At 70.1% G+C, this 18,766-nt stretch carries 13 protein-coding genes and 1 pseudogene; 3 read left to right on the top strand and 11 right to left on the bottom strand.

Annotation, left to right across the window (positions count from 1 at the left end):
- Positions 1-117: 117 nt before the first annotated feature.
- Both D7Y11_RS33500 and D7Y11_RS33495 read right to left on the bottom strand, forming a co-directional pair.
- Positions 118-738, bottom strand: a complete 621-nt coding sequence (locus D7Y11_RS33500; protein ID WP_233607464.1) for a GNAT family N-acetyltransferase — start codon at positions 736-738, stop codon at positions 118-120.
- 26 nt (positions 739-764) lie between these two features.
- Positions 765-2,036, bottom strand: coding sequence for an O-antigen ligase (locus D7Y11_RS33495; protein WP_126935724.1), 1,272 nt, complete (start codon positions 2,034-2,036; stop codon positions 765-767).
- Between the two features lie 180 nt (positions 2,037-2,216).
- Here D7Y11_RS33495 and D7Y11_RS33490 point away from each other — a divergent pair, with 180 nt between their 5' ends.
- Complete coding sequence (locus D7Y11_RS33490; RefSeq protein WP_126935723.1) at positions 2,217-3,686, top strand: MDR family MFS transporter; 1,470 nt, start codon at positions 2,217-2,219, stop codon at positions 3,684-3,686.
- A gap of 101 nt (positions 3,687-3,787) precedes the next feature.
- Here D7Y11_RS33490 and D7Y11_RS33485 read toward each other — a convergent pair whose 3' ends face one another.
- Complete coding sequence (locus tag D7Y11_RS33485) at positions 3,788-5,257, bottom strand: ELWxxDGT repeat protein (protein WP_120578012.1); 1,470 nt, start codon at positions 5,255-5,257, stop codon at positions 3,788-3,790.
- A 234-nt stretch (positions 5,258-5,491) separates the two neighbouring features.
- On the opposite strand from D7Y11_RS33485, the gene D7Y11_RS33480 reads away from it, so the two are divergent.
- Positions 5,492-7,852 carry a phosphoketolase gene (locus D7Y11_RS33480; RefSeq protein ID WP_126935722.1) on the top strand — a complete coding sequence of 787 codons (2,361 nt, stop codon included), beginning with the start codon at positions 5,492-5,494 and terminating at the stop codon, positions 7,850-7,852.
- A complete protein-coding gene (locus tag D7Y11_RS33475) occupies positions 7,849-9,024 on the top strand; it encodes an acetate/propionate family kinase (protein ID WP_121752679.1) in 1,176 nt (391 codons plus the stop codon). The genes D7Y11_RS33480 and D7Y11_RS33475 overlap by 4 nt, the downstream gene beginning before the upstream one ends.
- A gap of 6 nt (positions 9,025-9,030) precedes the next feature.
- On the opposite strand, the gene D7Y11_RS33470 is transcribed toward D7Y11_RS33475, so the two are convergent.
- From D7Y11_RS33470 to D7Y11_RS43525, 8 genes and pseudogenes are all read right to left on the bottom strand, one after another.
- Positions 9,031-10,149, bottom strand: a complete 1,119-nt coding sequence (locus D7Y11_RS33470) for an LptF/LptG family permease (RefSeq protein WP_126935721.1) — start codon at positions 10,147-10,149, stop codon at positions 9,031-9,033.
- The gene (locus D7Y11_RS33465) at positions 10,146-11,258 is read right to left on the bottom strand and encodes an LptF/LptG family permease (protein WP_120578008.1); all 1,113 of its coding nucleotides are present in this window, start codon (positions 11,256-11,258) and stop codon (positions 10,146-10,148) included. Before D7Y11_RS33465 ends, D7Y11_RS33470 begins: the two co-directional genes overlap by 4 nt.
- A complete protein-coding gene (gene purD, locus D7Y11_RS33460; protein WP_120578007.1) occupies positions 11,255-12,514 on the bottom strand; it encodes a phosphoribosylamine--glycine ligase in 1,260 nt (419 codons plus the stop codon). The genes D7Y11_RS33465 and purD overlap by 4 nt, the downstream gene beginning before the upstream one ends.
- Position 12,515: 1 nt before the next feature.
- Positions 12,516-15,497, bottom strand: a complete 2,982-nt coding sequence (locus D7Y11_RS33455) for a zinc-ribbon domain-containing protein (protein WP_126935720.1) — start codon at positions 15,495-15,497, stop codon at positions 12,516-12,518.
- A gap of 4 nt (positions 15,498-15,501) precedes the next feature.
- Positions 15,502-17,046, bottom strand: a complete 1,545-nt coding sequence (gene purH / locus D7Y11_RS33450) for a bifunctional phosphoribosylaminoimidazolecarboxamide formyltransferase/IMP cyclohydrolase (RefSeq protein ID WP_120578005.1) — start codon at positions 17,044-17,046, stop codon at positions 15,502-15,504.
- Positions 17,047-17,154: 108 nt separating this feature from the next.
- Positions 17,155-17,646 (bottom strand): sigma factor-like helix-turn-helix DNA-binding protein, encoded by a 492-nt coding sequence (locus D7Y11_RS33445; protein WP_014397952.1) that lies wholly within the window; start codon positions 17,644-17,646, stop codon positions 17,155-17,157.
- A 57-nt stretch (positions 17,647-17,703) separates the two neighbouring features.
- Entirely contained in the window at positions 17,704-18,228 is a 525-nt protein-coding gene (locus D7Y11_RS33440) for a MerR family transcriptional regulator (RefSeq protein ID WP_120525521.1), read from the bottom strand.
- 166 nt (positions 18,229-18,394) lie between these two features.
- Positions 18,395-18,766 (bottom strand): annotated as a pseudogene (locus tag D7Y11_RS43525) (serine/threonine protein kinase); the annotation flags it as partial.

Here is an 18,766-nt window from a genome sequence, read left to right as displayed (position 1 = left end):
TGGGCCTTGTACTCGACCGAGAACTCTCGGCGCGGCCGACGGGCCTTCTTCGACTTCTCCTCGTTCGCGGACATCCCGTGCTCCTTCCATCACATCTCGGGTGTCCACGGAACCGGGCTACTCCCAGTCCGTTCCCAACTGGCGCAGAGGCCTCGCGAAGCCATTGGCCACGGGCCAGCTCGCCACCGTCGCGTAGCCTCGCGCGCCGAAGCGTTCCGTGGAGGGACGCCCTTCGCTGGAGAGCGTGGCGAGTCCAGCGCGCACGGCCGCGTCCTCCAGTGAGAGCGTGGGCGCGGGTGGGCCAGCCGGCACGGCATCGTACGGGGTGGCGAACAACGTCTGCATTTGAGGCTGGAACCCGAAGCGCGGGTAGAACTGGCGCACCTTGGGGTTGGCGAAGAGCAGCACGGGCGCATCCCCACACGCGTCCAGCGCGGCGTTCATGACCACGCGCGCAAGTCCCCGGCCACGATGCGACGGCAAACACCCCACGGCTCCCAGCTGATGGGCCAGCACCTCGCGCCCTTCCAACAGCAGGCGCATCCGCATCACGGAGGTGTTGGCCACCACGCGGCCGTCCTCCATCAGCGCGAACGCACGATAGTCGTCGTTCCACTCTCCCCATGCACGCCAACGGCGGAAGTCCGCGCGGCGGAACACCTGGGGCACGTAGTCACAGAACAGCTCCTGCAATCCGGTATCGACCTGCCTGATTTCGGTGACCGCAACGGCTTCCATCACACGCCCCCACTCAGCTTGAAAACTCAATCAGGTTCATGGCGGAGCGGCGTACTGAACTCGCACAGCCCCAGGCCCCAGATGAGCATGAATGACAGGTGCACGCTGGGGTGGAACGGCAGGTAGTGCACCAGGGCCAGGACGTGGAAGCCCACGAAGGACAGCAGGGCTCCCGTGGCCGGAATCGAACCCGCCCGGTGCCTTCGCACCAATGCCCTCGCCAGCAGGAAGTGCATCGTCGCCAGCAGCACCAGGCCCACGAGCCCCGTCTCCGCCCAGGCCGTCAGCCAGAGGTTGTGTGAGTCCGTGGCCAGCAGGTCCGTGATGCCCGTCTCCGCCTGCGTCGCCAGGGCCGCGGGTTTGTGATTGCCGAAGCCCACGCCCACCCAGGGGTGCTCCCGCACCAGGCGCCAACCCACGGACATCGCCAGCGAGCGCTCTCCGCTGCCGAAGAGGTTGTCCACCGCCTTGCCGAACCGCTCCCGCCACGCGGGCGTCAGCAGCACCACGGCCACCAGCGCCACCGCCACGCCCAGCCCGGCCTTCCGCGCCGTCCCTCGCAACAACAGCAGCAGCGCCAGCACGCACACGCCCAGCGCCGCTCCCAGCGCCGCTCTCGCGAACGCGCCGTAGATGGACAGCAGCAGGCCCAGCACCATCACGCCGGCCAGCACCCGCCTCCGCGTCACCTTCGACCGGCCAATCACCGCCAGCGCCGGGCCCAGCACCGCGATGGCTCCGTGCGCGAACCGCAGCCGGTGGAAGAAGAAGCCTCCCGCCGCGTACCTCGGGTTCTCCTCCGTTCCGAAGTTCTCGTGCAGGCGCGACAGGTTCAGCTTCAGGAACTTCGGCGGCTCCCAGGGCCACTGCACCCGGTGCTGGAAGAAGCCCAGCGCCGCCGCCAACAACCAGCCTCCCGCGACGAGGCTCCCCAGCAGCAGCCACGGCACTCCCAGCGTCCCGATGCACGCGACCGCCGCTCCCGCCACCGTGTCCAGCGCCTGGCCGTACCTCGCGCCCCGGGGCCACTTCGTCGCGGCTCCCGTCATCAGCGCCACCGCTGGGGACAGCAGCTGCCAGACGCTCAGGGCGACGCTCGCCAGCACGAACGCCCTCACGTCCTTTTCCAGGCGCAGCCGCTTCGTTGCCGCCAGCGCCAGGGCCAGCGCCGTGGCCAGGATGGCTCCGGCCTGGAGCACCGCCTCCGCCAGCACCAGCCCTACCGCGTAGAGCCCCAACACCGCGGCGACCGCCGTCTTCCAGCGCCCAGACTCGACCGTCTTCGTTTCCGTGCCCATGCCGTGCGCCTCGAACTCGCGAGGCCGGTGGACCCTATCCCACCTCGTGCTCCCCTGCCCTTCCGGACTGGACCTGGAATCCCCGGCGATGGACGCCGTCATCCCTTTTCACGCGCTTGACGTTGGCGCTCTGGACGGGCACGCGTTACCCAGGGTCCTTTCCCCGGTCCCCCTTCCGATATGCGCACCACCCATCGACCGTTCACCACCCTGGCTCTGGCACTGTCCCTCTTCGTGGCCGCGCTTGAGATGACCGTCGTCTCCACCGCCATGCCCACGGTGGTCAGCGACCTGGGCGGCATCCAGCACTACGCGTGGGTCTTCACCGCGTACATGCTGTCATCCACCATCACCGTCCCCATCTACGGGAAGCTCGCCGACCTCTACGGCCGCAAGCCCGTCGTCCTCTTCGGCTCCACCCTGTTCCTGCTGGCGTCCCTGGCGTGCGGGTTCTCCACGTCGATGAACATGCTCATCGCGTTCCGCGTCCTTCAGGGCCTGGGCGCCGGCGCCATGCAGCCCATCGCGCTCACCATCATCGGGGACATCTACACGCTGGAGCAGCGCGGGAAGGTCCAGGGCGCGTTCAGCGCCGTGTGGGGCATCGCGGGCCTCGCGGGCCCTCTCACCGGCGGCCTCATCGTGAAGTACCTCACGTGGCACTGGATCTTCTTCATCAACATCCCCATCGGCATCGCGTCCATGGTGCTGCTCGTCATGTTCTTCCACGAGCAACTCAAGCCCAAGGTGCGTGCCCGGCTCGACTACGCGGGCGCGGCGCTGCTGTCCTCGGGCGTCGTGGCGCTGCTGTTCGGCGTGCAGGGCTCCGGGCGGACACTGCTCGCCCTGCCCCTCGCCGCCGTGCTCCTCACCGCGTTCGTGTTCGTGGAGCTTCGCGCCGCCGAGCCCATCATCCCGATGAGCATCTTCAAGATTCCCACCATCGCCATCTCCAACGTTGCGGGCGCCCTGTTCTCTGCCGCCCAGTTCGGCGCGACCACCTACGTGCCCCTGTACGTGCAGGGCGTGCTCGGTGGCTCCGCCACGATGGCGGGCGGGATGATCACCCCCATGATCGTCGGCTGGCCGCTGGCGAGCCTCATCGGCGGCAGGCTCATGGTCCGCACTGGATTCCGGCCGCTCATCGTCGGCGGGCTGGGGCTGGCCTCCATTGGCACCGTGCTGATGGCGCTGCTGCTCAAGCCCGGGGCTTCGATGCTTGTGCCGCAGATCGCAATGGGGTTGTTTGGCATTGGCCTGGGCTTCGCGGCCATGGCCACGATGGTCGCTGTCCAGACCACCGTGGGCTGGGAGCTGCGCGGCGTGGCCACCGCGAGCAGCATGTTCTTCCGCACCATCGGCGGTTCGCTGGGCGTGGGCGTGATGGGCGGCGTGCTGGTGAATCAGCTGATGAAGGACCCCAACGTCCCCGTCAGCGCCGCCACGGAGCTGCTCGGCCCCGAGCACGGGCGCGGCCTGGCTCCCGCCATCCTGGAGACGCTCGGCGGCGCGCTGAACACCGGCCTGTCCATCAATTTCTGGATCATGTGCTCGGCGATGATCGCCGCGTTCACCGCGGGCCTGTTCTTCCCCAAGGTGAAGCGCGTCACCACGCCGGTGAACGTGTCCGACGTCACCGCTTCCCACTGACACCGGTGTTCTTCGAGGCCGCCGGGTTCCAGGAGCTGGGGCTCGCTGGAACCCGGCGGCACGTCATGCGTCTGGCCTTGCGCTGACGCTCACCGGCCTTGTCACTCCGCGCTGGCGCTCAGCGGCGTGCAGGTCACGTTGGCGGACACGGCCCACAACGCGTCACCCCAGACGCCGGAGAACCCCCGGAAGTAGATCCTGTTGCCCACGCGCGTGAACTCCTCGGGTCCCTCGGCCCCGGGGCTCGAGGTGGTGACGCGCCCCGTGCCCGCCGCCGTGCCATTCGTGACCTGCGGCATGAGTCCCAGGCCGCCGTCCCACGAGCTGAAGAGCAGCGTGCCAGAGCCCGTGTCGAAGAGGGGCGAACTGCTCTCGTCGGACGTGGTGAGCCCCTGGCTGACCTGCCGCGTCCCTCCCGCCGTGCCGTCCGTCACCCACAGCCCGACCTGGCGAGGCGCGGGGCCCGGCGAGCTGATCGCCACGGACAGGTAGAGCTTGCCCCCGGCCTCCCGCGAGTCCTGCACGTAGGGCGTGTTGTCCTGCTGGCCAGGATAGGGATTGGGCAGCGTCGTCACCAGGGTCTTCCCGCCTCCGGAGAGCGACAGGCGGTTCAGCTTCAACCGCTCGCCATCGTCGGCGAGCGTGGACAGGTAGACGTAGGAGCCCAGCGCCCCCAGCAGCCGCGCCTGCTTGCCGAAGGTGTCCAGGCGCACCGTGCCCGCCGCCGTTCCATCCGTCCGCCACACCTCCGTCCCGGCGGAGTCGTCCAGCGTGAACAACCCGTTGCCGTTCGCGAGCCGGCGCGTCGCCGTCACGAAGGGGGCCCCCGCGTCCACGCGCTTGACGAGCCGGGTGCCCGCCGCCGTGCCGTCCGTCCGCCACAGGCGCGTGCCGTGGGTCGCGTCCTGGAGGAAGAACAACAGCGCGTCATTCGTCCGTACCGTGGAGCTGGACAGGGACGCCCCCGAGCCGAAGTCCACCACCCGGTACGTCCCCGCCTCCGTCCCGTCCGACCGCCACAGCTCCACCGCGCTCTCCTCCCTGCGGAAGAAGGTCAGCACGCCCCCCAGGTCGGTGAGGTTCGAGAGAATGGAGTTCGCGCTGCCCGGTACGATGTCCTTCACGAGCCTCGTTCCCGCCGCCGTCCCGTCGCTCACCCACAACTCGAAGCCCGTGGCCGGGTCACTCATCTTGAAGAAGACCCGCGAGCCCACGGCCGTGAGCGACGAGAAGTCCCGGTAGTTCAAGCCCGCGAAGGGGAACTCCTTCACCGGAACGGTGCCCACCCCGGTGCCGTCACTGCGCCACAGCCCAGCCGTCCCCTGGTAGGGATCCACGGTGAAGTACAGCGTGCCCGCCACGTTCGTCAGCCAATCGGGAATGGGCCGGGATGGCGAAGGCAACGGCGCACCCGGCGGGAGGAGGTCCTTCACCTTGAAGGCCGCCATGGCGGGTGTGCACGCCTGCGCCTGAACCTGCTGCTCCTGGGCCACGGGCGGCTCCATGTCCCGCGCTCCACCACAGCCCACGAACGACAAACCTGCAAGGATCCACCCGAATCGCATACGCATTGCCCAACTCCTTGTCAGACCGAAGCAAGGGACGGTGGGACACCTGGAGATGGCTGCCAATGTGGTCCAGCGGTGTCAGGGCTTGCGGTAAACATGACGCGCACGCGAAGGCCCCTCCGCTGTCGGGAAACCGACGCGCCCGACTTTTCCCATCACAGACATTGCATGTCGTGGGCCAGATGGAGTCCCATCCCTCCCCGGGGGATGCACGGCCTACACCTCGGGAGATGAAAGATGGCGGGTCCGCTGAGTGATGAGGAGCTTGGAAAGATCGACGCCTACTGGCGCGCGGCGAACTACCTGTCCGTCGGGCAGATCTACCTCAAGGACAACCCGCTGCTGGAGCGGTCCCTCTCCCGCGAGGACATCAAGCCCCGGCTGCTCGGGCACTTCGGCACCACGCCCGGCCTCAACTTCATCTACGTCCACCTGAACCGCATCATCCGGAACCACCGGGCCAACATGATGTATCTCATTGGCCCCGGCCACGGCGCGCCCGGCATCATCGCCAACACGTTCCTCGAAGGCTCCTACACGGAGCTGTATCCCAACATCGAGCGCAACCGCGACGGCATGAAGCGCCTGTTCCGCCAGTTCTCCTGGCCCTACGGCGTCCCCAGCCACGACGCGCCGGAGGTCCCCGGCTCCATCAGCGAAGGCGGCGAGCTGGGCTACTCGCTGCTCCACGCGTACGGCGCAGTGCTGGACAACCCGGACCTCATCGTCCCGTGCGTCGTCGGCGACGGCGAGGCGGAGACGGGCGCGCTCGCCGCGAGCTGGCACTCCAACAAGTTCATCAACCCCATCACCGACGGCGCGGTGCTGCCCATCCTGCACCTCAACGGGTACAAGATCGCCAACCCCACGGTGCTTGCCCGCATCGACGCCGACGAGTTGGAGTCCCTCTTCAAGGGCTACGGCTACACGCCCTACTTCCTGGAGGGCGACGACCCCAAGGACATGCACCAGCGGATGGCGCAGGTGCTGGACACCCTCTACGCCGAAATCACACGCATCCAGCGCCACGCCCGCGAGAAGAACGACCCTACCCGCCCGCGCTGGCCCATGCTCGTGCTGCGCACCCCCAAGGGGTGGACCGGCCCGAAGGTCGTGGATGGCAAGCCCGTGGAGGGCACCTGGCGCGCCCACCAGGTCCCGCTGGAGGAGGTGCGCGACAACCCCGAGCACCTGAAGATTTTGGAAGCGTGGCTCCACGGCTACCGGCCCCGCGAGCTGTTCGACGCGAATGGCACCTTCCGCGAGGAGTTGGCGGACATCGCTCCCAAGGGCCGGCTGCGCATGGGCGTCAACGTGCACTCGAACGGCGGCCAGCTGTTGGTGCCGTTGGTGCTGCCGGCCTTTCGCGACTACGCGGTCGACCCGGGCGTCCCGGGTTCCAAGCAGGTCAGCGCCACCAAGGTGCTGGGCGGCTACCTGCGGGACGTGATGCGCCACAACCTGGCGGCGAAGAACTTCCGCATGTTCGCCCCGGACGAGAACGCGTCCAACCGGCTCCAGGACGTCTACGCCGTCAGCGGCAAGAGCTGGGACGCGAAGCAGGAGCCCACGGACGAGAACCTCTCCGTCGACGGCCGCGTGATGGAGGTCCTGAGCGAGCACCTCTGCCAGGGCTGGCTGGAGGGGTACCTGCTCACCGGACGCCACGGCTTCTTCTCCTGCTACGAGGCGTTCATCCACATCATCGATTCGATGTTCAACCAGCACGCCAAGTGGATAAAGAGCGCCAGGGAGCTGCCGTGGCGCAAGCCCATCGCGTCGCTGAACTACCTGCTCAGCTCGCACGTGTGGCGGCAGGACCACAACGGGTTCTCCCACCAGGACCCGGGCTTCATCGACCATGTGGCCAACAAGAAGGCGGACACGGTGCGCATCTACCTGCCGCCGGACGCGAACACGCTCTTGTCGGTGGCGGACCACTGCCTGCGCTCGAAGAACTACGTGAACCTCATCATCGCGGGGAAGCAGCTCTCGCCGGTGTGGTTGGACATGGAGAGCGCGGTGCGCCACTGCTCGGCAGGCATTGGCGCGTGGGACTGGGCCGGCAATGACGACGGCGATCCGGATGTGGTGATGGCCTGCGCGGGCGACGTGCCCACCATGGAGACGCTGGCCGCGGTGACGCTGCTGCGAGAGTGGGCTCCGGAGCTCAAGGTGCGCGTGATCAACGTGGTGGATGTCTTCACGCTCGCGCCCGTGCACGTCCATCCTCACGGGCTCAACGAAGAGGACTTCAACCGCCTGTTCACCACGGACAAGCCCGTGGTGTTCGCGTTCCACGGCTACCCCACGCTCGTGCACAAGCTCACGTACAACCGGGCCAACCACGGCAACATCCACGTGCACGGGTACAAGGAAGAGGGCACCACGACGACGCCGTTCGACATGACGGTGCTCAACGACATGGACCGCTTCACCCTGGCGCTGGATGCCATCCGGCACTCAAAGGCCGCGCGGCACCGGCGGGACGACGCAGAGCAGCGCTTCTCCGAGGTGCGCCAGCGCCACAAGCTCTACGTGTCGGAGCACGGCGAGGACATGCCCGAGGTGGCCGACTGGAAATGGACCGCGCGATGAGTGATTCAGGCGCGGTGCTGGTCATCAACAGCGGCTCGTCGTCGCTGAAGTTCGGCCTCTACGATGAGCAGGGTGGCCAGGAGGCGGTGCGGTTCAAGGGCAGCGCGACCCACATTGGCGCGGAGCAGGGCCGGCTGGTCGTGAAGGACGGCGCGGGGAAGCAGGTGCGCGCGGTGGACGTGCGGAATCCGTCACAGGAGGACGCGTTCCGCGAGGCCGTGCGGCACCTGGAGGAGCTGGGCGCAGAGCGGCCCCGCGCCATCGGGCACCGCGTGGTGCATGGCGGTCCCCACCTGCGCGAGCACCAGGCCCTGACGCCGGAGGTGATGAAGGCGCTGGAGGAGGCGACGCACTTCGCGCCGCTGCACATCCCTCCGGCGCTGCGGCTCATCCGGGCCACCGAGCGGCAGTACCCGGGCGTGCCGCAGTTCGTCTGCTTCGACACGGCCTTTCACGCCACGCTGCCGGAGGTCGCCTCGACGCTCCCCCTGCCCCGCTCCGTGAGGGACCAGGGCGTGCAGAGGTACGGCTTCCATGGCCTGTCGTATGAGTCCATCGTGGCGAGGCTGCTGCCCCACATCAACGAACGCACCGTGGTGGCGCACCTGGGCAATGGCGCGAGCCTCGTGGCGCTCGAGTGGGGACGCTCCGTCGACACGTCCATGGGCTTCACGCCCACCGGCGGCATCCCCAGCGGAACGCGCACGGGCGACCTGGATCCCGGCGTCCTGCTATTCCTGATGCGCACGGGTGGAATGGACGCGGACGCGCTGGAGTCGCTGGTGAACCACGACGCCGGACTCCGGGGGCTGTCGGAGGGGACCAGCGACATGCAGGCCCTGACGCGCGACGCGGCGGCGGGCAACGCGGCGGCGGCACTGGCGGTGGACGTCTTCACGCGCGGCATCGCGAAGACGGTGGGCGCCTATGCGACGGTGCTCGGCGGGCTGGACATGCTCGTCTTCACCGGCGGCATCGGGGAGAACAGCGCGCGGATCCGCGAGGGTGTGTGCGAGAGACTGGGCCACCTGGGCATCCAGCTCGATGCGCGGCGGAACGAGGCGGGCGAGGGGCTCATCACAGCCAAGGGCTCCCGGTGTCCGGTCTGCGTGCTGCCCAGCGATGAGGAGAGACAACTCGCCCACCACACGCGCCGGCTGCTTCGCGGGTGAGGCCCCCTACGCCTGCCGCGTCACGCTTCGGCGCGGGAAGTTCAACAAGCCTTCGCGGCGCAACCACAGGGCCGCCGCGACGATGGTCAGCAGTGTCGTGGGCATCCAGGCCGCCACGGCGGGCGCCAGACGCTCGGTGAGCACCAGCGTGCGGGACACCACCATCAGGCCCCACATCGCCACGGCGATGAGCAGCCCCTCCACCACCGCCGCCGTCAGGTGCCCGCGCCGGTTCGTCCGCAGCGCCAGGCCCACGGCGAGCAACGCCGCGGGCAGCCCCGCCAGCGGATACGCGAAGCGGTTGTGCCACGCGAGCTGGAAGGCCTTCGTCGCGAGCCCCACCTCCGCTCGCGCGACAATCTGTTCGCCCAACTCACCCAGGCGCATCTGCTCCGGACGGCCCGGCCGGATGCGGAACGTCGTCGCGCCCACGCCCAGCTCGTACTCCGCGGTGGGCTGCTGCGTCACGGACGTGCGCCCGTCCTCCGTGAACGTGCGCTCCACCACGTCCGTCAACTCCCAGCGCGTGCCCTCCACCGGGCGCATCCGCCCCGCGTCCACTCGGCGGCGCAGCTTGAACTCCGGCGTCAGCGTGAAGATGGAGACGTTCTCGAAGCCCTCCTGCGGATTGCCGCCTCGCAGGAAGAAGATGGCGTCCCCCCGCCGGAACCACTGCTTCGGCGTGTAATACATCCGCCAGTCGCCCCAGCGGTTGAAGCGCTGCGTGGTGATTTCATCCACGCGCCGGCCTGCCCTCGCGGCCACCGTCTCGTCGAACGCCACCAGCCCCACGCACGCCACCAGCGCGCACACGCCCACCGGCAGGTACAGCGCCGCCGGCCCGAAGGTGAGCGAGCGCAGCGCCGTCACTTCGCCCTTCTTGCGCAGCGCCGACACCGTGGTGCCCGCCGCGAGCAGCAGCGCCGCCGGCCCCAGCTGCTGCACCGTCACCAGCGCCTTGTAGCCATAGAGCTTGAGCACATCCAGCACCCAGCCCTCGCCACCGTAGGCCTTCGCGCGGTCCACGAAGTCCACCACCAGGAACACCGCCACCACGCCCGCCAGGATGCCCAGCGTGTAGCGCACGTACGCGCCCACCACGTACCGGAAGAGGGTGCCCTTCATCGCACCGTCCCCGAACGCGTCACGCGATACAGCGCGAACGCCCCCACCACCATGAAGAGCACGTTCGCCAGCTGCCCCGCGACGAACACCGGCATCTGGCCCTTCTGCCCCATCTGCTCGAAGGCGCGGCTCAGGAGGTAGTAGAGGACATAGCCGCCCAGCGTCAGCAGGTAGCCCCACGCGCGGCCCGCCTGCCTGCGGCCAATCGCGAGCGGCGTGCCCAGCAGCGCGAACGCCACCGGCGCCACCGCGTTGCCCATCCGGCTGTGCAGCGCCATCAGGAAGGGGCGCGCATCCTCGCGCCGCTCCTCCGCGTCCTTCGCCGCCGCCAGCAGCTCCACCGGCGTCAGCTCCTCCTTCGGCGAGCGGAACCGGTTGCGCCGCGACAGCGACCCGCCCAGCCCCACGTTGATCTCCGCCTTCTCGAACGCGACGACGCTCGCGTCCACCGAGGAGCGGTTGGCGCGGTGCACCTCGCCTTCCCTCAATTCAATCCGCAGCGCCTCGCCCCGCTCGGACGTGCCCACGCTGCCCTTGTGCGCCAGCACCAGCAACGGCGAGCTGGGGTCGCGGTCGTCGTGCAACAGCACGTTCGTCCACCCGCCGCCCTTGGGCGCCACCTTCTGCGCGTACAACGTCAGGTCGCTCAGGTCCTCGTAGAAGACGCCGGACTTCACGTCGCCCGCGACGTTCTTCTGGATGACCTCGCCCACCAGGTCCTTCACGCCCGTGAGGCCCCACGGCTCCACCGTGGACGTGAGCAGCACCATGAACGCGCTCAGCGCGATGCCCACGCCCAGCGGCGCCGCCAGCAGCTGGAGCGGGCTGATGCCCAGGGCCTGCAGCGACGTGAGCTCCCGGTCCTCGCCCAGCCGCCCCAGGCCCAACAGGATGGCCAGCAGGAACGCGATGGGCAGCGCCATCACCAGGAAGTGCGGCGCCAGGTACGCGATGAGCCGGCCCAGGTCGACCAGCGTCACCGCCGAGCCCAACAGCACGTCCGTGCCGCGCAGGAACTGCATCACGAACAGCAGCAGGAACATGAACGCCACCCACACACCCAGGGGGACGAGCAGCTCCTTGAGCAGGTAGCGCGCCAGCAGCTTCACGACCGCGCCCGCAGCCCCCGCGCGCCGATGTCCCGGCGGAAGTGCTTGCCCTCGAAGCGCACGGCGTCCGCCGACTCCAGGGCCCGCTCTCGCGCCGTCGCCAGGCTGTCACCCCGAGCGCACACCGTCAGCACCCGGCCACCCGCCGTCACCAGCGCGCCGTCCTGCTTCGCCACGCCCGCCAGGAACACGGGCGCGTTCGACGCCACCTCGTCCAGCCCTTCAATCCGCTGGCCCTTCTTCGGCGCCTCCGGGTAGCCCTCCGCCGCCAGCACCACGCCCACCGACGCGCCCGGGAACTGCTTCAGCGGCCGGGGCTCCAGCGTCCCCTTCGCGCACGCCTCCATCAGCGGCAGCAGGTCCTCGTCCACCTGCATCATCAGGACCTGCGTCTCCGGGTCGCCGAAGCGCGCGTTGAACTCCAGCACCTTCGGGCCGGACGCCGTGAGCATCAGCCCCGCGTACAGCACCCCGCGCAGTGGCGTGCCTCGCTTCTTGAGCACCGCCAGCGTGGGCGCGATGACCTGCTCGCCCACCTGAGCCAGCTGCGCCGGAGTGAGGAACGGCGCCGGGCAGTACGCGCCCATGCCGCCGGTGTTGGGCCCCGTGTCGCCCTCACCCACGCGCTTGTGGTCCTGCGACAGCGGCAGGAGCACGTAGCGCTCGCCGTCGCACAGGGCCATGAGCGACACCTCCTCGCCCTCCAGCAACTCCTCCAGCACCATCCGCTGGCCCGCCTGCCCCATCTGGGCCACGGCGCGCACCGCTTCACGCGCGGCCTTCGCGTCCGGCGCGACGATGACGCCCTTGCCCGCGGCCAGGCCGTCCGCCTTCACCACGATGCGGCCCTGCGCCACGGCGTATGCCTCCGCCTCCGCCGCGTCCGTGAAGACGCGGAAGGCCGCGGTGGGCACGCCCGCCTCCGCCATCACCTCCTTGGCGAAGGCCTTGGAGCCCTCGATGCGCGCGGCCGCCGCGACGGGGCCGAAGCACGGGATGTCCACCTGCGCCAGCGCGTCCGCGACGCCCGCGACGAGCGGCGCCTCCGGGCCCACCACCACCAGGTCCACGCGCTCGCGGCGCGCCAGCGACACCACCGCCTCCGGCGAGTCCGCCTGCAACGGCACGTTGGTGCCCCACCGCGCCGTGCCCGGGTTGCCGGGGCCGACGAGGAGCCGTGAGAGACGAGGACTCTGGGCCAGCTTCCATGCGAGCGCGTGCTCGCGGCCGCCCGACCCCAGCAACAGGACCTTCACGTCAACCTCGCTCGTCCAATTTGAAGAGCAGCGTCTTCGCCGGGAAGTAGGAGGGATCCAACCCCACCACCTTCTCCAGCACCGCGCGCGCCTCCTGCGGCTTCGACGTCATCAGCAGCTCCGCCAGCTTCGTCTGCGCGGACAGCATCTTCGGCGCGACGTCCAGGGCGGACTGCAACGAGCGCATCGCCCCCGCCACGTCCCTGTCCGCGGCCTGCGCGAGCCCCAGCGACAGGCGCGCCACCGGCAGCCCGCGCTCGACCCTCACCGCGCGCTCCGCCAGGTTCCGGGCCTGCGGCCCCTTCGTGTCCAGCGCGATGAGCGCCCGGTACGCCTGCGCACCGCCGCTGTTCTCGTTCACGTCCACCACGGTGTGCAGCAGCCGCTCCGCGGTCTGACGGTCCCCCTGATGGAAGCGCACCAGGGCCTCGTAGAGCAGGGGCTGCACGTCCTCCGGACGGTCGCTCAGGGACTTCACCACGTTCTCCACGCCCACCAGCGTGTCGCCCGGCCGCAGCCAGAAGCGCGACAGCGCGGGCCGGGGCGCCAGCCGCAGCGGATCCCACTCGCGCGCCTCCAGCACCGGGTAGAACAGGCGGAAGACCTCGTCGCGCTTCTTCGCGCTCGCCGCCGCCACGCCTTCCAGCAGCTTCGCGTCCATGCGGCGGTCGTCCAGCCGCACCGCCTGCTGGAAGCGCTCCTGGGCTCCAGCCACGTCGCCTTCCAGCAGGTGCACGCGCCCTTCCAGCACCTTCTCCAGCGCGGCGTCCTGCAACCGGCCCTGGAAGCCCTTCAGGTGCTCGCGGGCCAGGGCCGCGTCCTTCTTCGCCAGCGCCACCAGGAACAACTGCAGGTGGGCCTCCGGCATCGCCGGCACCACCTTCAGGGCCGACGCGGCCGCGATCCCGGCAGCGCCGTCATTGCCCGCGGTGCGCTCCGCCGCGGCCAGGTGGGTGAAGATTTCGGAGGCGTCGCGCGGGCCGTAGCGGGACGCGTTCTTCGTCAGCTCCTTCAGGGCGCGCACGGCTTCGCGCGCGTTGCCCTCCGCCTGGTAGCGCAGCACCGCCAGCGCCAGGGTGGCGCGCACGTCGCCCGCCTTCGCCTTCAGCCGGTCCTCGTACAGCTTGCGCGCGCGGGCGGTCTCCCCGACCTCCACGTAGATGCGGGCGGTGGCCTCCAGGCTGTTCCAGTCCTGAGGATCCAGCTCCATCCGCTGGCGCAGCTGCTTGAGCGCCAGCCCGTACTGGCCGGCCTGCTCGTGCGCGAGCGCGCTGTAGTAGTCCACGCGCTGGAGGTTCGGCGCCAGCTTCCGCGCGGCGTCGAACTCCTGGTTCGCCAGCTCACGCGACGTGGCCACCTGCGAGCGGCCCAGCACCAGGTGCGCTTCGGCCTTGTAGGCGTCAGCGGCCTTCGGCTGGGACAGCACCTCCGTCGCCAGCCGCGCCGCCTCCTCCAGGTTGCCGGACTGACGCGAGCGCGCCAGCAGCAGGTTCGCGTGCGCGACGAGCAGCGCGGGCGTCTCTCCGGCCATGCCCGTCGCGGCCTGGATGAGCTCGCGCGCCTCCTGGAAGGAGTTGTCGTCCATGCCCGGACCGCGCCCGAGCGACAGCGCCTGCACGTACCCGGCGATGGCGTCCGTGCTGCGAGGGTCGAGCAGCAGCGCCTGCTGGAAGGACTCCTCGGCTTCCGTGTAGGCGATGCGCTGGTCCAGCTCGAGCTGCTTCTGGCCGGCCGCCAGGTGCTCCGCGCTGGTGCCCTCCAGCTCCAGGAACTGGAGCTTCCACCGGCCCACCGCGGCCAGCACCTCCGAAGGCACCGCGGCCGGAGCGGGGGGCTGCGCGGCCCGGGCCAGCTGCTCCTGCTGGGGCTTGTGCACGAGGAAGTAGTAGCCCGCGCCGCCGGCCCCCAGGACCGCCAGCGCCAACAGGCCGAAGACTCCCGCACGGCTGCCGCCACCGCGTCCGTCACGCTGCGCGCTGCGGACCGGCGCGGCCGTGATGTGCGACGTGCGCGCGGGCTTCACCGAGCTCACGCGCGAGTCCGGCGCCAGCGCCGTGGCGCCCTCGAACCGGGGTTCGTCCTCGGACGCGGTGCCGTCCAGGCCGCTCATCATGGGCAGTTCCACCAGACCGCCGCCGTCGGACGGAGGCGGCGCCGCCTCTGGCGCCACCACCACGGAGGACTCCCGGGGGAACGCGGACTCCCGCTGCTTGCAGGCCTCGCAGGTGCCCAGGGCCTGATCGAAGGGGTCCGTCAGGTCCTTGCCGCACGAGCGGCAATTCGTGTGCATCTCCTTCTTCGGGACCACAGGAGCGGGCGCGCGGGCGGACATGCGGCCCAGGGACACCGCCCCGGCGGGTGGCGAGGAGGCCCGCCCGGGCGTGGGCGCCAGCGGGGCTTCGGGCTCCAGGCCTCCGGGCGCCGGGCCGAGGAAGTCGAGCAGCGGGTCTTCCGGAGAGGTGGATGGCGCCGCTGTCGGCGCGGGAGCCGCCACCCCGGGCGCGTCGGGCACCGGAGGGCCGGGCTTCGCGGCGGGCGCCGGCCTGGGCGAGGACGGGCCCAGGTTCGCGAACGGGTCCGAGGGAAGGCCCCCGGAGGCCTGCGACGCGGGCGGCCCCAGGTCCGCGAACGGGTCCACGCTCCCCGGCGGCCCCAGCTCCGGCATCTCGCCGAAGTCCCCGAAGAGGTCCGACTTCGGAGCCGCCTTCGGTGCTTCCCGTGGCTTCGCGGCGACGGGCGCGGCGGCCGGATTGCTCCGGGGCTCGCGGGCGACTGGAGGCGCCGGTGCGGCCGCGGGCGGATTCGGCTCGGCGGCGGGAGGCACGGCCCCTTCAGGGGGAGCCGTCACGGACGCGGCCGAGGCCTCCCGCTTCACGAGCTGGAGGTGACGGCAGCGGGGACACTGCGCGCGGACGCCCTTGGTCGTGATCAACCGATCGTCGATCGCGTAGGCCGCCGCGCATTTCTGGCAGACGATGCGCATGAAGTTAGTGGCGGAAGTGTCGCACTCCCGTCACCACCATGGCCATCCCATGTTCGTCCGCGGCGGCAATCACCTCCGCGTCCCGGACAGACCCGCCCGGTTGGATGACCGCCGTCGCCCCTGCCCGGGCCGCCTCGTCCAGCCCGTCCCGGAAGGGGAAGAAGGCATCCGAGGCCACGGCGCTCCCCTTGAGGGCCTCGCCACCCCGCGTCATGGCGATGCGCACGGAGTCCACCCGGTTCGTCTGCCCGCCACCCTGGGCCAGCAGCTGCGCCGGGGCCGCGAAGACGATGGCGTTGCTCTTCACGTGCTTGCACACCTTCCAGGCGAAGCGAAGGGCCCGCTCCTCCTCCGGCGTGGGGGCGCGCTTGGACACCACCTTCCACTCCAGGGGCGGCTCCACCGCGTCCCGGTCCATGAGCAGCATTCCCCCGGACACGCTGCGCGCGTCCACCTGGGGCCGGGGCGCCGCCGTGGCGGACGCCAGCGCGGGGCCCGCCTCCAGGAGGCGCAGGTTCTTCTTCCCCGCCAGCACCTGGAGCGCCACCGCCGAGTACGACGGCGCGATGACCGCCTCCAGGAACGTCTCTGCCATGGCCTTCGCCGTGGCCTCGTCCACCTCCCGGTTGAAGGCGACGATGCCGCCGAAGGCGCTCACCTCGTCCACCGCGCGGGCGGTGCGGTAGGCCTTCTCCAGCGCGTCGTCCACCGCCACGCCGCACGGGGTGTTGTGCTTGATGACCACCGCGCAGGGCTTCTCCGGGAACTCCAGGACGAGCCCCAGGGCCGCGTCCAGGTCCAGGATGTTGTTGTACGAGAGCTCCTTGCCCTGGAGCACCTTGGCGAAGGCGACGGACGGCTCCTTCGGGGCGGCGTATTCCTTGTAGAAGGCGCCGCGCTGGTGCGGGTTCTCCCCGTAGCGCAGGCCCTGCACCTTGCGGAACGCGAGCGACAGCTCTTCGGGGAAGGGCTCCTGGGCCTCGCCGGACAGCCACCCGGAGATGGACGCGTCGTAGGCCGCCGTGTGCGCGAACGCCTTGCGCATCAGCCGGCGCCGCGTCTCCAGGCCCACCGACTTCTGGCCCTCAATCTCCGCGAGCACCGGCGCGTAGTCGTCCGGGTCCACCACGATGGCCACGTGCTGGAAGTTCTTCGCGGACGCGCGGACCATCGCCGGCCCGCCAATGTCGATGTTCTCGATGACGTCGTCCTCGCCCGCGCCGGACGCCACCGTCTGGCGGAACGGGTAGAGGTTCACCACCACCAGCGAGATGGGCTCGATGTTGTTCGCCGCCATCTCCGCCTTGTCGCTGTCCAGGTCGGGCCGGCCGAGGATGCCGCCGTGGATGCGGGGGTGGAGCGTCTTCACGCGGCCGCCGAGGATTTCGGGGCTCTTCGTGTGCTCGGACACCTGGGTGGCGGGGATGCTGGCGGCCTTCAGGGCCTCCAGGGTGCCGCCCGTGGAGAGCAGCCGGTAGCCCAGCCGCACCAGGCCCTGGGCGAAGGGGACCAGACCGCGCTTGTCGGAAACGCTCAGGAGAGCCAGCACGTGTGCGCCTCGCAATGGGTGGGGGGGTGGCGCGGGTCCTAGCAACCACCCCCTGGGGTGTCAACGCAACACGTCACCCCAGGCCCGGCGCGAAACAGTGCCCTGCCCTCAAGGCTTGCGGGCGGACACGGGAGGCTCGGCCTCCGTGGCCTCACGCAGCTTCATCAGGCCGCGCGTCTCCACCTGACGGATGCGCTCGCGGGTGAGGTTCATGATTTCCCCCACCTCCTCCAGCGTGATGCCGCCCTTCTCCGCCACGTCCAGGGCGCAGGTGTGCTCCAACTCCGTGATTTCCTTGTCCGGGAAGTTGAGCTTGATGGAGCCCGTCTCCGGGTTCACGTCCAGGTAGAGGTTGTGCTTGCAGGACACGAAGAGGCACGGGCGCGGGCCGTTGATGCAGTCCGCGCGGGTGCGCGGCCGCTGCTCGTCCACGAGCTTGAGGGTCTCCGCCTCTTCCGGGTCCAGCTGACCGGCGAGCCTGCGCCGGCGCAGGTCGCGCGCCATCTCCTTGCGCGACATCGTCTTGGAGCGCCGGCGTTCCGCGGGCTGCTCCTCCTCATTCCCCCCCTCGCCCTCCTGCAGCTGCTTCACTTCCGACATGTTTCGTCCTCCAGATGCGTGGAGTCTATCCGGTTCAACAGGACCCGGGGGGGCATCCTATTGCGGCCGGAGCGTTTCGTCTTCGCGCGCCGTGACGGCGCTGCCCAACCGGGCGACATCCCGGACCAGATCCTGCGCCCGTTGCCTGAGCGTTGCCAACTGGGCTTCGAGTGACCTCCTGCGTTCTCCTCCCAGAGGCCGTCCTCCCAGCTCCTCCTGGAACCCGTCCAGCACTTCCGACAAGTCCCGCTGGAGCTGGTCGATGTGGTTTCGGTGGAACACGAAGGAGCGACGGATGTCCTCCAGGGTGTGTCCTTCGGCCATCATCTTCTTGATGACGTTGATGCGCCGCACCGCTTCCACCGGGTAGAGGCCCAGGCTTCCCTGGTGCTTCCCCTTGCGGCCCACACGGCGGCTGCGGGGGAGCAGACCGGCCTGGACGTACTTCCGGAACGTCGCCTCCGAGAGCCTCACGCCCCGGGGCCGGAAGATTTCCAGGATCGCGTTCGCGGGCAAGCCTCCCGCGTTTTCGCGCTCGATGCGCTCGAGTTCATCGGGCGCGAGCAGGTCCATCGATTCCATTGAATAGAGGCTACTGAATGGACGCCATAGGTGCCAGATTCGCGCGTCATTCGTCAAGGAAGACGAGCAGGCGTGCGGGCGGACGTCGTCCGGCCGACGCTGCGCGCCGGCTATCAGGGGCTTCAGGGGATGGAGGGACGGGAGGCGGGCTTCAGCCCAGCTCGGCTCAGCGTCCGCGAGACGCGCGGAACTCCTGAATCACGGAGCCGTTGGCGGGGACGATGACGGTGAACGTCTTCGTGCTGGTCGGGTGCGCGAAGGTCAGGCTGTAGGTGCCGGCCGGCACCTTGTAGCTCGCGCGGCCCTGCACGTCCCCGAGCCGCTTCGTGCCCAGGAAGACGGTGGCGTAGGGGTTGGCCCGCACCTGGAGCGTGCCCATGGCCTTCGCCGTGTCCGCGACGGCAGGCGCCGTGGCGGGGTCCGCCGCGGGCGTCGCGGCGGGGGCGGCCGGTTCCGTGGACGGAGGCGGAGTCAGGGTGGCTTCGCGCCGCTGCCCTTCCAGCTCCGAGTCGATGGCCTCGGTGGCCGGAGGCGGGTT

The organism is Corallococcus sp. AB018 (genome assembly GCF_003986945.1).
In the GTDB taxonomy this organism is placed as follows: domain Bacteria; phylum Myxococcota; class Myxococcia; order Myxococcales; family Myxococcaceae; genus Corallococcus; species Corallococcus exiguus.
This window is presented reverse-complemented; position numbering and strand designations above follow the sequence as displayed.